This window comes from Kribbella sp. NPDC055071 (genome assembly GCF_053608045.1).
Genome location: NZ_JBSGUS010000002.1, coordinates 482,045 through 497,665, shown reverse-complemented (window position 1 = coordinate 497,665; position 15,621 = coordinate 482,045). Strand labels below are relative to the sequence as shown.

Here is a 15,621-nt window from a genome sequence, read left to right as displayed (position 1 = left end):
TGGTCAACCGACGACGGTGCGCAGCTCCTTGACGAGCTCGACGCTGGCGTCGTTCTCCACCCGGCGGGTCGAGACGCTCTCGACGTTGAAGCCGAACGGCAGGCCGCGGTCGCGGCAGAACGCCGACAATGTCCGCGCGATGCTGACACAGTGCGCGGACGAGTCGGCGACCGGGTCGCTGGCGTGCGTCAGCTCGTTGCGGAGCCAGCGCGGTACCTTGACGCCGAGCCAGGCAAGGAATTCCAGCGTCTTCACCGAACCGCAGATCGACAACGTGAACACGATCGGGACCGGCTCGACTCCCTCCGCGCGGCACAGGTAGAGGTAGTCCGACGCGAGGTCCATCGCCGCGCCGACGTCGTAGATGATCTGGGTGACGAAGAACGAGCAACCGCTCTGCTGCTTGCGCAGCAGCCGGTGGTGTTCATCGAGCCGGGACGCGTGCCGCTCGGGAATCGTCACACCCCCGAGCGGCAGCACCGATCCGCAGCGCTGCCACAGGTCGTACGCCGTCGGCAGGCTCGTCTTCATGTCCGCAGCACTCGTCGCGGCGCCGACCATGACCGTGCCGATGCCCGCGGTGGACCGGCGTACCCAGGAATCCAGCTCGGCCGGGCTGTACTTGCCGACCGCGCGGTAGATGATCGTCGGCCGGTCCCACCACGCCAACTGGTCGGCGAGGAACTCCGCCGGATCCATCGTCGGGCTGAACGGGAACGGCCGCTCGTCGGGCGTCCGCTGCGCCTCGTCGTCGATGTCGTAAAGGATCAACGCATCGATGTCGAGCTGCTGCAACCGCGTCCTGGTCACCGCGGCGAACCGCTCGAGCGCCTCCCCCTCGATCGACCGCCGCGGCGGAGTCATCCCGTAGAACAACAACTCCGTACGACGCCCGCTCTCGAGCATCGTCGAGAGCCGCGGACGCCCAGCGCCATCCGCAGCAGCGGACAAGATGTTCAAACGTCTCTCCTCGGCACGTTGGTCTGAACTAGAAAGAGCACGCTAACGCCCCGGTGATACCGGTCACCCGTCTCGCGCTACTCGCTCCGGATCGTCGTCGGCGCTGGGTGGCAGCGGGCGATCGCGGACCGGGCTGCTGTAGGCGAGGCTGGTGGTGACCAGGCCGAAGGTGAGGAACTTGCCGGTCAGGTGCTCGAGGTCGGGCATCGAGCGGGCAATCAGCTTGAGCAGGAAGCAGTCCTCGCCGGTGACGTAGTGCGCTTCGAGGACCTGGGGCATGGCATCCAGCAAGTCGTAGAACGCCTTGCCGGCCGGGGTGGCCATCCGGAGCCGGACGAACGCCGTCAACGGGTAGCCGAGCGCGACCGGGTCGACGAGGGCGCGGTACCCCTGCAGGACCCCAAGATCGGTGAGCCGCCGGACCCGGTCCGCGGTGGACGAGGGGGACATCGAGATCGCCCGTGCGAGCTCGGCAGTGGTCATCCGCCCGTCCTGCTGGAGGAGCTGCAGGATGGCGTTGTCCGTGGCGTCCAGCGCTGCTCGTTGATTCACCGGCACAGCTGCGAGCATAGCCTCGATTCCACGCCGTCGGGCCGGTGATGCCGGTGGATTCTCGTTCCACCACGGGTACTTGCCCGGAGATCATCGTCACCGTGACTACTGCGACCACCCACGTCCGGGACCGGATGGCCCTGGGCGCGATCTGCCTGGCCGGGCTCATGTTCGCCCTGGAGATCTCCAGCGTTCCGGTGATCCTGCCGACCATCGGCAGTGTCCTGCACGGTGACTTCGCCGACCTGCAATGGATCATGAACGCCTACACCATCGCCTGCGTCGCCGTCCTGGTCGCGACCGGTGTGGTGGCCGACCGGTTCGGCCGCAAGCGGGTGTTCGCGATCACCGTGGTCGCCTTCGGCATCACCTCGCTGGTGTGCGGGCTGGCCGCGAGTACCGGCGTACTGATCCTCGGCCGGGCACTGCAAGGGCTGAGTGGTGGCGCGATGCTGATCTGCCACGTGGCGATCCTCTCGCACCAGTTCCAGGACGGCCGGCAGCGGGCGCGGGCCTTCGGGACATGGGGTCTCGCCTTCGGTTTCGGACTGGGCTTCGGTCCTGTCGTCGGCGCTGGTCTGGTCGCGATCCTGACCTGGCGCTGGGTTTTCCTCGTTCATGTATTCGTTGCCGCAGTCACCTTTGTGCTGGTGGTGCTCGGCGTTCGCGAGTCCCGCGACCCCGAGGCCGGGCGGTTGGACATCCGCGGGATGGCGACGCTCGGCCTCGCCGTCCTGGGGCTGGCCTTCTACATCACCCAGGGTCCGAGCCTCGGGTTCGGCAGCGTGATCGAGCTGGTGATTCTCGGGCTGACCGTCGCGCTGGCTGCCGCCTTCGTCGTGGTGGAGAAGACCGGACCGCAGGCGATGTTCCAGTTCTCGCTGTTCCGGATCCGCGCGTTCTCCGGCGCCTTGCTCGGCTGCATCGGGATGAATTTCAGCTTCTGGCCGCTGATCATCTACTTGCCGATCTATCTGCAGCACGGGCTGCGCTACGGCGTCGGTGCAGCTGCGGTGGTCCTGCTCGCGTACACCCTGCCCACGCTGGTGCTGCCACCGATCGCCGAGCGGCTGTCGCTGAAGTACCGGCCCGCAAAGATCATCCCGCTCGGCCTGTACGTCATCGGCGCCGGCTTCCTCCTCCTGTACGCCGGAAGCCGCGCCCCGAACGCGAACTGGGTCACCGTCCTGCCGGGCCTGCTGCTGAGCGGCATCGGTCTCGGGCTCACCTCGACTCCGGTCACCAACACGACCACGGCGTCCGTACCGAGCAATCGGTCGGGGATGGCGTCGGGTATCGACATGAGCGCCCGGCTGGTGACGCTGGCCATCAACATCTCCGTGATGGGGATCCTGCTGAACGCGTTCCCGGGGCTCGACGCGGCGGGCACCCTAGGCCCCGACGCAATCGCGCGCGGGTTCGGCGCGATCACGCTGTACGGCGCCATCACCGTCGGGGTGCTCGCCACCGCGAGCCTCATCACCTTCCGAGAACGAGGAGACCATTGATGCGTATCGCAGCAGCTCAGGCCCGGCCGGTCTGGTTGGATGCAACCGCGACCACGAAGAAGGTCGTGCAGTGGATCGAGAACGCCGCGGCTGACCAGGTCGAGCTTCTCGCGTTCCCCGAGACCTTCCTGGCCGGCTACCCGTTCTGGCTGGAGTTCACCAACGGCTCCCATTTCGGTGACACCGCCCAGCAGAAGGCGTACGCCGCGTACCTCGAGGCCGCGGTGACCGTGGACGGGCCGGAGCTGGCTCAGATCGTCGAGGCCGCGCGCGACCTCGGGGTCTTCGTCTGCGTCGGCGTTGCCGAGCGAGGCACCCGATCGGCGACCGGCACGGTCTTCAGCACGATGGTCTGGATCGACCCAGCAGCAGGGATTGTGGGCACGCATCGCAAGCTCGTCCCCACCTTCGAGGAGAGGCTGATCTGGGGACCGGGTGACGGCCACGGCCTGCGCACCCACCAGGTCGGCAACGCCCGGGTCGGCGGGCTGAACTGCTGGGAGAACTGGATGCCGCTGGCCCGACACGCCCTGTACGCCGACGGCGAAGACATCCACGTCAGCGTCTGGCCGGGAAACCCGCAGAACACCACGGACATCGCCCGTTTCATCGCGCTCGAAGGCCGGGTGTGGTCCCTGGCGGCGAACGGTCTGCTGTCGCTGGACGACGTACCGAAAGACTTCCCGCTGTACGACGTACTCGCCGAGACCGCGCCCGCGACCCTGCGCCGGGGCGGGTCTGCGATCGCCGCACCGGATGGCAGCTGGCTGGTCGAACCGGTTGCCGACGACGAGCGGATAGTTGCCGCCGACATCGAACTCGGCGCCGTCCGCGAGGCCCGTCAAACCCTCGATCCGACCGGCCACTACAGCCGTCCGGATGTCTTCGACGTCACCGTCGATCGGAGCCGCCGAGCAGCGGCCCACTTCGCGGATTGAGCTGACGACAGTGGCGAGCATCGACACGCAAGCCGTCCACGCCGGGACCCAGGTCGACCCGCACACCGGTGCGGTGATCGAGCCGATCACCTTGTCGGTGACCTTCGAGCGCGATCCCGACGGTGGCCACAGCCGCGGATACCACTACGGCAAGGCCGGTAACCCCAACCTGCACAGTCTGGAACGGGCGCTCGCCGTACTCGAAGCCGGGGAGGACGCTGTCGCCTATGCCGCGGGATCGACCGCGATCGCCGCCGTACTCGAGACCGTTGGCGCGGGTGGGCATGTGTTGATACCGGACGACGCTTATCAAGGCACGCGACGTCTGCTCGACCTGAGCCTGGCGCGCTGGGGTGTGTCCTTCAGCACGGTCGACATGACCGACCTGGACGCGGTCAGGTCAGCGGTACGACCGAACACCCGGCTGATCTGGACCGAGACCCTGTCCAACCCACTGCTCAAGGTCACCGACCTTGAATCCGTCGCCGCAATCGCCCACGAGTACGGCGCCTTGTGCGCCGTCGACAACACCTTCGTCACCCCGGTCTTCCAACGGCCGCTGACGCTCGGCGTGGACTACGTCGTGCACGCGACGACGAAGTACATCTCCGGCCATTCCGATGTCGTTGGTGGCGTTGCCATCGCGAGCGCCGACGCGCTGGCCCGACTTCGGACCTTGCAGTACGTCGAGGGCACCGGGCTGGCGCCATTCGAGTCCTGGCTGACCCGTCGCGGACTCAAGACGCTGCCGGTTCGGATGCGAGCTCACGCAGCCGGCGCTGCGCGGATCGCCGAGTACCTCCGAACGCACCCAGCGGTCTCCGCCGTGCACTACCCGGGGCTACCCGATCATCCACAGCATGCGTTGGCTACCAAGGTTCTCGACGGCTTCGGGGGAATCGTCTCCTTCCACACCACCGGCGCAACCGCCGTGGCGGCAGCAGTCCAGGTGTTCACGCGCGCCACGAGCTTCGGCGCACCGGAGAGTCTCATCCAGCACCAGGCCTCCGCCCCCACCCACGGCACCGGTACGACGCTCGCCGCCGACCTGCTGCGGTTGTCCGTCGGCCTGGAGCACCCCGACGATCTCATCGCCGACCTCGACCAAGCTCTGGCAAAGGTGTCCTCATGACTGCCAACTCCACCGCGCGCCGTCGCCTCGCCGCGATGGGCCTCGACTGGCCACCGAAACCACCAACGCACCAATATCTCCCCGCCGTACGCTTCGGACCGCTGGTCTACGTCTCGGGCCACTCGCCGTACGCCGATGGCGCCCATCAGTACCACGGCCGCGTCGGCGAGACGCTCGATCTTGATCAGGCCCGTGCCGCGGCTCGCCTGGCAGTCCTCGGCTGTCTGGTCAGCCTCGAGCATGCACTTGGCAGCCTGGACAACCTCGAACGGATCCTCAAGATCAACGGTTACGTCCACTGCGTCCCCGGCTACGAACCGCTTCCCAAGGTCACCGATGCCGCGTCCGAACTGCTCATCGACCTCTTCGACGCCGCCGGCCGGCACGCCCGCACCACCGTGGGCGTCGCCTCCCTTCCGGGTGGCGTCGCGGTCGAACTGGAGCTGACAGCGGCCGCACGGGAATAGGGCGATGGCTGGCGACTGTTTCCGAGTCATGGGCGAAACTGATCTCGCGGTCCGCACGGCTCGGTACGACATGGGCGGGCTCAAGCATCGGGAGCTCGGTCCTTGCGCGTCGCTGGATGCACCAGGGCCGTTGTGGCTCTTGGTCCTGACCGGCGCCGCCACGCTGCGGACCGGTCTAGGGACCATCGCACTGGGTCCGGGCGACGCGGTCTGGCTGGATTCACGGACCGGGTTCACGGTCGAGGGTGCCACCGGAACCGAGGTCGCGGTGGCCGATCTCCGCGTGGTCGTCGCTCCGCACGTCATCCCGAGCCCGCTGGTGGTGCGTGACTTCGGGTCGCGGCACGTGGGCGTCGCCAACCTGGTCCGGACCTGTCCGTTGGACGGTCTGTGTCGCGCTTCGGCGTTCGGAGTGGGGTACGGACAACTCATCGGCGCCGCGATGACGGACTCCTGGCTGAACGACGAAGGCAGTGGCGACGAAGGCGATCCGCTGGTGAACCGGGTGCTCGACGCGGTGGTTGCCGATCCGGCGAGCGAGTGGAGCGTCGAGTCGCTGGCGAGCCTGGTGCACCTGTCCCGATCCGCACTGAACGCACGGTTCCAGAAGGCCCTTGGGCGCAGCCCGATCCGGATGCTGCGCGACGTCCGGATGGGCGAGGCCCGGGAGCTCCTGTCCGATCCGGCGCTGCCGGTCGAGGCGGTCGCGTCGCGCTGCGGCTACGGTTCGATCGCCGCCTTCAGCCGGGCCTTCGCCGCCGAACACGGGCTGTCCCCGCAGTCCTGGCGGGCCGAATTACGTCACGACCGCGGCGCACGCAGTACGGCGAATCCGATGCCGCTGATCGCCGCAACCACCGCGCCCGCTACGAGTGCGGCCGTGACACCGTGACCGTCGACGAGCGCACCGCCCGTCGCTGAGCCGATCGTGATCGCGAGCTGGAAGGCCGTCACCTGCAGGCCCATGGCCGACTCGGTGTGTTCGCGTTCGGCTCGGGCGACCCACAGCTGAGTCGTCACCGGCATCATGCTGAACGCGATCCCCCACACCACGACTCCGACCGCGAGCAACGGGACGCCCACGGCGTACGCCGTGACGACGAGACTCGCCGACAGCAACACCGGCGCCGCAGCGGAGGCCAGGGTCAATCGTTTCGCCAATGCGCCGGCCAGGACGTTCCCCACCAGCCCGCCCAGTCCCCAGGCGAGCAGCAACCAGGCCGAGCCGTCGGGTGCGATGCGCATGATCGCCAACCTGATGTACGGGTAGGCGACGAAGTTCCCGAAGACGGCGAGCACGATCAGGATCAGACCCGCGATCAGCCTCGGATTGCGCAGCGCGCTCCGCATCATCGCGAGCCCCGCCGCCGGGTGCGCCGGAACCGATGGAAACACCATGGCCAGCACCAGCAGGCTGACCCCGGTCAACGCAGCGGCCACCCCGAACACCGGCCGCCACCCGGCCGTGTCGGCTCCGATCGATGCCAGCGGTACGGCGACGATCGTGGCCAGGCTCACCCCGACCGACAAGCTGGTTGACACCAGCCGCTCACGGCCAGGCAGCGCATGGACTCCGGCTCCGAAGGCGAACGACCAGTAGCCGGCGATCGCGATCCCGAGCAGCAGGCGTCCCACCAGCATGACCACGAAGCTAGGCGCCAGCGCCACCGCCAGGTCGGCAACGGTGGCGGCCAGGAGCAGTCCGAGCAGCACCCGCCGGCGATCCACCCGCGGCACGATCAGGGCGATGGACGGCGCGGTCAGCGCACCGGCGACCGCGGTGGCAGCGACCGCCAACCCGGCCGTACCTTCGGAAACACCGAGGTCGGCAGCCATCCCAGGCAGCACGCTGGCCGGCAGAAACTCGCTCGCGACCAGCATGCAGATACCCAGATCAAGAGCGAGCAACGGCACGAGCCCCCGGCGGCGCTCTCGGGTCAGCGGCGGGGCATCGAGCGAACCGGAGTCACAAGTAGAAGTCACCCGCCAACCCTCGCAACTACTACCCCTCAGCAGTTGACTACCTGACGCGACCGCTTGATCAGAGCACTCGTTGAGCAGGGCGCTCGTCGTGCTGAATGACAGTTAAGTCTAGTTCGTTGGTTGAGATACGTGACTAGCGGTGACCGATCCTTGCTAACGTCAACGATCCGGGTCAGGCGGGCTGGACGGAAGGGAAACCGGCGTGACGACTGCGTCACCAGGCCGCCTGGTCAGCGATCTGATGGCGGGGGCGGCCCGCCTCGTCGGCCGGGCGCGGGATCGGACTGCGAGCGCGGCGGCCTCGGTTGATGCGGCCGCCGAGTTGCTCCGGCTGGCCGATGAACAAGAAGCTCTTCACGACGACGCCGCCGCTGAGCGCGCGCGGAAGCTCCGTCTCCGTGCAGCCAGCAAGCTCGCGTCGGCTGACCGGCACTGCACGATCGCTGAGACGTGCTTGACCGCCGCGCGGCATGCGAACGCTGCCGTGGCCGGGGCGGACATCGAGGTCTACAAGGCTGCGGAGGCTGCCACCCTGCCGGCCAAGACTGTCCAGCAGAACGCGCTCCCGTCGGGCCGATTGCCGTACCTGACCGTCCTGTGCAGGGAGCTGAACAAAGCGCTGGCCGCGCGCACGTCGTCGTACCGCTTCACCCCAGATGTCCTGCATGGCTTGCTGCGCGCGGAGACCCGGCGGCTGCTGTCTCCGGACGGTTTTGTCCTGACCGTCGGCAACGACCCGCGCGCCGACGTCGACGACCTGATCCAGCTCGAGTTCACACTCGACCCCGGTGAACTGCAGGAGGTCCTCGACAGCCCGGTCAGCTTCGATGAGGCGTGGGTCGGGCAGATGGCTCAGGCCGCGGCCGGCATCACCACCGCCGCGAACGACGCTACCGGGGTGACCGCCGGGGTGAGCCTCAAGGGCCTGACGGCGGCGCTGCCGGACGGCAGCAGGCTCAAGGCGCTGTCCGTGCTGGCCTCCCCCGGCGCGGAGGTCACCACCGGTCGCCACCGCAGTACGAGCGGCGGTGCGACCGAGTTCATGTTCACCGGTGCCGTCGAGGTGCTCCGCGGCCAGATCCTGCACTACCGCTCGACCAAGCCGCGCTGGACCTGGCGTATCCGTTCGTCTGCCCGCGACGCGTGGTCACGGACCCATGTCGTCGAAACCGGTGACGCTCAGGATGCGACCACCCTCGATCTCGGATACGGCGAGACCTACACCGTCGGTCCACCGGCGGACACCGTCTCGCTGGAATCGCTCGGGCTGTCGGCAGAGCGCCGTACCGCATTGCCGGAGAACGTCGCCACTCGGGCCGACGGACTGGCCGACCTGTGCGACCAGGCCGTTGCCGGATTGCGGCAAGGACTCGGCGGCCTCGATCGCGTCGGTCATGACCGACTCCGCGGCCTCCTGGTCGAGGACGCGATGACCAGGTTGGACGAGTCCACTGCGCCGGGCGGACTGTGGCGGCTCATCACCAGCGGTGGCCGGCCGGTCGCCTATGCCCAGTTGGAAACCTTCCCACAGCCGGAATCCGCGGAACTGCTGAGCGACAGCTCGCCCGACCACAGAATCGACTTCTGGCGCGTCGGCACCTCCGGCGCTGTGGGGGCCCAGACCACCAGCAGGTCCAAGACGATCGCCGGGACCTTGAATGGTGCCGGCGACATCCTTTCCGACCTCGGTACGACGGGGGCCGACGTGGGTCTGGGAGTGCGGGCCGGTCGCTCCACGAGCAGTGACGACGGCATGAGTACCACCGATCAAGGCACTCGCTGGAGCGGTCACCGACTCGGGCCAACCCTCGGCATGAAGCTGCGGATGCGGCACAAGGTCACCATCCATCGGCTGGATCGCGAGCAATCGTTCACCGTCCGCGGTGAAGGCGACGTCTGTCTGCGGATGGTCGAGCGGGACGCGTTCCGCTACGGACTCCCGGTGCCGACGGGCGCGCTCCTTCGCGATGCGCACGGCGTCCCCCTGCGGGGAGCGGACGGCCGGCTACTGCTCCGGGGCGATCCGCAGCACACCGACGAGGATCTTCGCCTGCCGGTCTGGCTGGGCGACGGTCCAGGGCAGTTGCGCGGCGCGGGACCAGCCATCATCCGCGAGTTCGAGGGCGCCGACGCCGCTCTGCAGGCCTTCCTCGCCAGCCAGGCCAACGACTCTTTGCTCCCACCACTTGCTGCCGGACAACCAGTGCCGAGCGAACTGTCCGGTCAGAACGAGGCTCTGATTCTCAGCCAGTCGGAGAACCTGGAGCGAGCCCGGCGGCAGCTCGCGAAGCCGCGGTTCGAGATCGGCTACGACCAACTCACCCAGGAAGGCGCCCTGTTCCACCTGACCAGGCATCGCACCGGGATGCCGCCGAGTGTCCACACCTATCGGATCTCGGTCCGGCAGGACTTTGGCCGGGCCAAGCTGGTCGGGCTCACGGACAGCGACACCGTCGTCAACCTCGACATGGGCGTCAACTCGGTGGCCCGCTCCGGCAGTGACGCGAAGAGCCTGCCGTGGTTGGCCAAACTCGGTCTGACCGACGGCCCGGCGGGTGGCACATCGCAGGTCGGTGCCAGCCACGGCCAGGCCCCGTTCGGCCGCTTCTCCAATTGGGCCCGTTCCAACTCGGCCTACCGGATGTCGATGTCCGAGTCCAGCGCGCGCGTTGCGGTGTTCGACGTACCGCACACCATCGTGATCACGGAAGTCACCGCGGACGGCGACTCCGAGCCGCTGGTGACGGTGGGCGGCCGGTCCCAGGTGTGCCTGGACAGTGAGTTCTGCGATCGTGGGGTCGAGCCGGCCACCTCGGTCGCCGAGCTGGTCGATCCCGGACTGTTGCAGACGGCAACGATTCAGCACCTCGACGCCCGGGATCCGCTCAGCCGGCTGATCGACGCCGTCCCCGAACTGGCCCGCGCCGACAGCGCCGCGCTGCACCACGTCAGCGGCTTCCTCGCGACCCGGAACCTGGTCGCCCGGCCGGAACTGCTCAACACCACCTTTCGCACCGGGCTGATCATCAATCCCGGTCAGTCGAGCCTGAGCGTCACCCACCGGATCCAGAATCTCCGGTACGTCGGCAGCGGCCATCCCGTCATCGCCGACCTCAACACCGCCATGGACAGCGTCAGCGGTACCTCAGGCATCACCACCAGCCGGACGACCGGAGCCACCGGCGGCGCGGCCGCGGACGGCGGATCGCTCGGCGGCACGCTCGGCGCGACGAAGACAGTCAGCAGTTCGGCGGCGAGCACCGAGACCAGCACCACCGGAGTCGAGCGCACGCTGTTCCGGGCCGGGCAGCATTACCAGTTCTGGGGTGATCTCGTCCTCGCGGCCGAGCTCCGGGCCGACGGCAGCGAGGTCCGCGCGGTGGAGCTGAACGGTGGCGCGATCGTGCTCACGGTGCCGGAAGGCGACGCGCTCCGGTCGTACGGGCAGGGCAAGCTCGACCTGCCGCTGGCGAAGACGTCCGATGCGGTCGAGCGACTGCTGACCGGGAACCTCACCCTCCCTCGGCGGACGGCGATCGGGCTGATCCGGCGATACCTGACAGCCAAGGCCGGGGCGACCGACGGGCTCGCGGTCACGCACACCGCCGAGCGGCTGGCGGACAAGCTCCGGACGATGGCCGACCTGCGGCCGGATCCGGACGACACGCTGACCGACGTACTGGTCAAGGCCGAAGACGTCATCCGGCAGCGCGTCGAGGTCACGCTGCCGCGCCACTACCGGACCACCATGGGTGCGGCGATCGTCGACCGGACCTCGATGCAGGATCTGGACGGCAACGACACCGATCTGCTCCGCGAGGTGTACGCCGCGATCGAGCGCCACGATCCGGCTGCGCTCGCTGACCCGGTGCTCACCAGCGGGCTCAACGGCGACTTCGCGGGCCGGCGCGGCCGCGGGCAACTGGAGACCATGCTCGACCCGGAGGGCCTGGTCCGCGAGTATTCGATCGACCAGTCCGGCAAGCGGCGAAACCTCCGCGTGCGGGTCCGGTGTGTCTTCGACGGACCCGTCACCGTCGAGGGCGGCGACCCGACCGATCATCGCGAGGACGCCTGGAATCTCGTTCAGCTGTGGGCGTTTCGCGAACACGGCCGCAGCACCTCCGCAACCACGTCGTACGGCGGAACGGTCGGCGCCACCGGCTCCGGCGGCACCAGTGCGTCGGTCGGCGTCGGCACCGACCTCGGTACGACGGCTTCCTCGGCAAGCGCCGACGTGCGAGCACGCATCAGCGAGGCGTTCTGGTTGAACACCACCCGCGTCGAGCGGGACTTCCGACTGGTCGTCGACATCGAGGAGTCCACTGATCCGGGCGGCAGCGCGAGCCAGACAACCCGGCGGGAGTCGACCGGCCGGCTGAGCATGTTCGTCCCCTCCTCCGTGGTCCGACCCGCGTCCCCTGAGGACAAGGACAAAAGGACAGGGAAAGAGGAGATAGAGGTCGAGGACCACCGCTCGGCGACCTTGCCGGCGAACTATCTGCCCGAAGGCACGCAGCCGTACCTGACCGGCGACACCGCGGTGAACACGCTGTTCGAGGCTGTCTACCGTCGCCTCGGCCGGCGGGATCTACTCACCGCCGACGGTGCTCGCACGCACAAGACCACGTTGGCGACGATGCTCGGCGCCGCCGGCCGGAACGTCGCGTTCCGGCAGATGGCCGATCCGGCCGGATACGAGCTGGTCCCGCTGCCGGTGCCAGGGCAGCCGCGGCGGGATGTCCTGGTCCGTATCAGAGCGCGGGCTTCCGGGCTGGAACTCGTGTCGAATCCCGACGACCAGAGCAGAGTCCAGCTCGGCGAGAACACCCGCGAGATCCAGACCAGCCAGCTGGCCACGCAGAGCAACAGGCCACGGCCGGCCACCACGACCGTCGGCGGAACCACCGCCGGCGGTGCGCTGACGGCGTCGGTGACCAAGGGCGAGCAGGTCGCGGAGAAGGACAGCAGTACGGTCGGCGGACGGCACGAGGTCGGCGTCTACGAGTCCGGCGAGGTCGTCACGGTCAAGGTAACGGTCGACTACCACCTGGAGTTCGAACGCCGTCGGCTCAGCCGCCGCGGCAAGCCGACGGTGACTCGCTCGGACTCCCTGCATCACGCCGCGACGGGCGAGGCGTACCTGACGATGTTCCGCCGCGAGTACGACGCGATGCGGGCCAGGATGGAGGCTGGAGAGCCCGCATTGACCGGCTGGGATCCGGCCCAGGCACCCCGGCCGCCGAAGCCTGCGACTGTCCGGGTCACCGTGCTCGCCGACGAGCAGCACCCGTATCAGCCGATGGTCGACGCACTCCATCGAGCGCGCCGCGAGGGCGTTGTCGTTCGGCTCACCATCCGCGCGGCGAACGGGACCCGCCAGGTGTACAAGGCCAAACCCGACGGGACCATGACCAGCCGCAACGACAACGGATTCGCGGCCGCGTTCGCGACCTTGCACCCCCGGCTGGCCCTGCTGGCCGAAGGACACGAGGATCTGCGCGCGTTGCACGCGGCAAGCAACCGTACGGCCCGGTTCACCGGCGTGGTCGTCGCGGCCCTCCAGCAGCGCGGCATCCCAGCCGCGGCGCTGCTCGAGACCGACTCGGCGCTCCACACGGTTCCGGGCGCCACCGCGCCGGAGCGCGAGACCTGGCAACGCAAGGTTTCCGGCAACCCAGGCCTAGGCGTCGGCTGAGCTCACTGCTCGTAGCTGACCAGCGGAGGTTTCACATCCGGTCCGAGGGGCGTGCCCAGCTGGTCGAGCGAACGCAGCGGGACTCCTTCAACCACGATGTCCCGCAGCACGACGTTGTCGATAGCCCCCGCCGGGTTGCCTGCGGCAATCAGCGGTTTCATGCTGCCGGCATCGCGGACGTTGATGCGTTCGATCCGTACGCCGGAGACCGGCCCGATCCCCAGACCACGTTCGCGGGTGTTGATCAGCAGCCAGCTCTGGTTTCCGCGATCGTGGTCGAGGGATTCGATGTCGATGTCCACGTAAGCGATGTCCGTGCACGGTTCACTGCCGTAGCACGGGTCCACGGCGATCGCACGCGTCGCGTTGTACACGTACCCGTTGCGATAGGTGATGTCGCGCTGGCGTGAGTAATGCCCGTTGCCGACCTTGAACGCGGCACAGTGGGTCCACGCGACCACGTCGTCGAACAGGACCCGCTCCACCGGCTGCCGCGGTTGCGGCCAGCTCAACCCGATCTCGGCATCCTCGGCCCAGGCCTTCGTCGAGTAGGGGTCGTCCTCGCAGATCGCGATCGCGTGCCGGACCGTGACGTCCTGGCACTCGTTGATGTCGAGTACGTCGTTCTCGAACTGGAGCTGGGTCTGGAAGCCCTTGTAGTTCGTGATGTGTACGTCGGAGCATCGGCTCGGCAGAAACGCCCAGGACCCGGAGTCGCGGCCGATCACCCCGTCGAGAGTGAACCCGCGCGTGCCGACCGGGACCAGCAATTGGATCAGGAACCCGCCGTACTCGCGCATGCGCGCGCCCTGCCCGTCGATCGTGCCGCGCCCGAAGACGGTGATGTCGGACGAACCCGGTTCGGTCGAGATCAGCCAGGTCCCGTCCATGCCCAGACTGGGGTGACGGAACTTGAACTCGTAGTCGCGTGGATCACCCGTTGCCCGAAGCACCGATCCCCCGGCCAGGTAGAGCCGTACGTGGGACCGCAGCACGATACTGCCGATGGTGAAAACTCCTGCCGGCACAAGCACCACACCACCCCGGGCGGCGTGCGCAGCGTCGATCGCCGCCTGAATCGCTCTCGTGGCCAAGGTGACGCCGGTCGGATCGGCGCCGAAATCCGTTGCTACGTTGAAGAGTTCGCCCTCAGGCAGCACCTCCGCGGGGTCGGCGGCGATGACCAGCTCACGCAGCTCGTCGATCTTCACGATCAGGTAGCGACTGCGGTCGAGCGTGAACGTCAGCCTGTTCTCGCTGACCTCGACCGGGAGCGCGAAGGCCAGCGGGCTGACGCGGTGCGTGGTGATCGGATTCCGGGTCGTGATCTGGACGGTCGCGCTGTCGCTGAAGGAGAAATGTGCGTAGTGGTACTCGATCTCGCCGCAGGGTGCGAACGCCGTGACCGGCAAGTTGTGCCCGTCGACGGTGACGGCGAAGTCGTCCGAGACCAGGTAGATCGAGGGCAGCGGATAGCTCTGCACACTCACGTCTTCGCCCGACCCGACAACTGCTCGACCCCGAGGATCAACGCCGAGTGGTCGAGATCGCCGTACCCCTGAGCGCGCGCCGACGCCATCAACTGGGCCACGATCGCACCGACCGGGATCACCACCCCGGCCGCGCGGGCCGAGTCCAGGACGATGCCGAGATCCTTGTGGTGCAGGTCGATCCGGAACCCTGGCTTCAGCTCGTGCCGGATCATGCCCGCGGCCTTGCGGTCCAGGATCCGGTTCCCGGCCAGGCCGCCGGCGAGGACCGCCACGGCCGGTTCCAGGTCGACGTCGTACGCATCGAGGAAGGTGAGCGCCTCGGCCACGAGCTCGATGGTACCGGCGACGATCAGCTGGTTCGCCGCCTTCACGAGCTGTCCGGATCCCGATGATCCGACGTGGACGACGGTTGCCCCGAGCACCGAAAGCACGGGACGGGCCGCCTCGACGTCTTCGGCCGCACCGCCGACCATGATCGACAGAGCGGCGTCGATCGCGCCCTGCTCGCCGCCGCTGACCGGCGCATCGAGCGCCCGTACGCCCACTTCTGCAGCAGCCGCGGCGACCTTACGCGCGGTGGCCGGGGCGATCGAGCTCATGTCGATCAGGAGTGCGCCCGGCTGGGCTGCGGCCAGCACCCCGTCGGCACCGAGGACGACCGCCTCGACGTCCGGCGAGTCCGGAAGCATCGTGATGATCACGTCGGCCCCGTCGACCGCGTCGGCCGGCGAGTCGGCGGCAACCCCACCCGCTGCGGCCAGGCGCGACGTCCGGGCCGGACTGCGGTTGTACCCGCGGACGACGTACCCGGCCTCGACCAGGTTCACGGCCATCGGCAGGCCCATGATGCCAAGCCCGATGAAGGCGATCCGAATCATTGTGCTCCAGTC

At 68.4% G+C, this 15,621-nt stretch carries 11 protein-coding genes; 6 read left to right on the top strand and 5 right to left on the bottom strand.

Annotation, left to right across the window (positions count from 1 at the left end):
* Positions 1 to 3: 3 nt before the first annotated feature.
* Positions 4 to 960 carry a methylenetetrahydrofolate reductase gene (locus tag ACWF4Z_RS05725; protein WP_452241768.1) on the bottom strand — a complete coding sequence of 319 codons (957 nt, stop codon included), beginning with the start codon at positions 958 to 960 and terminating at the stop codon, positions 4 to 6.
* A 63-nt stretch (positions 961 to 1,023) separates the two neighbouring features.
* Positions 1,024 to 1,530: an Lrp/AsnC family transcriptional regulator gene (locus ACWF4Z_RS05720; RefSeq protein ID WP_452241767.1), complete on the bottom strand. Its 507-nt coding sequence runs from the start codon at positions 1,528 to 1,530 to the stop codon at positions 1,024 to 1,026.
* A gap of 83 nt (positions 1,531 to 1,613) precedes the next feature.
* Here ACWF4Z_RS05720 and ACWF4Z_RS05715 point away from each other — a divergent pair, with 83 nt between their 5' ends.
* From ACWF4Z_RS05715 to ACWF4Z_RS05695, 5 genes are read left to right on the top strand one after another with little or no spacing between them, the layout of a single operon-like run.
* Positions 1,614 to 3,020 carry an MFS transporter gene (locus tag ACWF4Z_RS05715; RefSeq protein ID WP_452241766.1) on the top strand — a complete coding sequence of 469 codons (1,407 nt, stop codon included), beginning with the start codon at positions 1,614 to 1,616 and terminating at the stop codon, positions 3,018 to 3,020.
* Complete coding sequence (locus ACWF4Z_RS05710) at positions 3,020 to 3,958, top strand: carbon-nitrogen hydrolase family protein (protein ID WP_452241765.1); 939 nt, start codon at positions 3,020 to 3,022, stop codon at positions 3,956 to 3,958. Before ACWF4Z_RS05715 ends, ACWF4Z_RS05710 begins: the two co-directional genes overlap by 1 nt.
* Positions 3,900 to 5,090, top strand: a complete 1,191-nt coding sequence (locus tag ACWF4Z_RS05705) for a trans-sulfuration enzyme family protein (RefSeq protein ID WP_452241764.1) — start codon at positions 3,900 to 3,902, stop codon at positions 5,088 to 5,090. The genes ACWF4Z_RS05710 and ACWF4Z_RS05705 overlap by 59 nt, the downstream gene beginning before the upstream one ends.
* Complete coding sequence (locus ACWF4Z_RS05700) at positions 5,087 to 5,557, top strand: RidA family protein (protein WP_452241763.1); 471 nt, start codon at positions 5,087 to 5,089, stop codon at positions 5,555 to 5,557. The genes ACWF4Z_RS05705 and ACWF4Z_RS05700 overlap by 4 nt, the downstream gene beginning before the upstream one ends.
* A 28-nt stretch (positions 5,558 to 5,585) precedes the next feature.
* Positions 5,586 to 6,449 carry a helix-turn-helix transcriptional regulator gene (locus ACWF4Z_RS05695; RefSeq protein ID WP_452241762.1) on the top strand — a complete coding sequence of 288 codons (864 nt, stop codon included), beginning with the start codon at positions 5,586 to 5,588 and terminating at the stop codon, positions 6,447 to 6,449.
* Here the strand turns inward: ACWF4Z_RS05695 and ACWF4Z_RS05690 are convergent.
* Positions 6,359 to 7,540: an MFS transporter gene (locus ACWF4Z_RS05690; RefSeq protein WP_452241761.1), complete on the bottom strand. Its 1,182-nt coding sequence runs from the start codon at positions 7,538 to 7,540 to the stop codon at positions 6,359 to 6,361. The genes ACWF4Z_RS05695 and ACWF4Z_RS05690 overlap by 91 nt on opposite strands.
* Positions 7,541 to 7,742: 202 nt before the next feature.
* Here ACWF4Z_RS05690 and ACWF4Z_RS05685 point away from each other — a divergent pair, with 202 nt between their 5' ends.
* On the top strand, positions 7,743 to 13,238 hold the full coding sequence (locus ACWF4Z_RS05685; protein WP_452241760.1) for a hypothetical protein: 5,496 nt from the start codon (positions 7,743 to 7,745) through the stop codon (positions 13,236 to 13,238).
* Positions 13,239 to 13,240: 2 nt separating this feature from the next.
* Here the strand turns inward: ACWF4Z_RS05685 and ACWF4Z_RS05680 are convergent, their stop codons facing one another.
* Together ACWF4Z_RS05680 and ACWF4Z_RS05675 are read right to left on the bottom strand one after the other, a co-directional pair.
* Positions 13,241 to 14,728, bottom strand: a complete 1,488-nt coding sequence (locus ACWF4Z_RS05680; protein WP_452241759.1) for a glycosyl hydrolase family 28-related protein — start codon at positions 14,726 to 14,728, stop codon at positions 13,241 to 13,243.
* Entirely contained in the window at positions 14,725 to 15,609 is an 885-nt protein-coding gene (locus ACWF4Z_RS05675; protein ID WP_452241758.1) for a 2-hydroxy-3-oxopropionate reductase, read from the bottom strand. Before ACWF4Z_RS05675 ends, ACWF4Z_RS05680 begins: the two co-directional genes overlap by 4 nt.
* Positions 15,610 to 15,621: the final 12 nt, after the last annotated feature.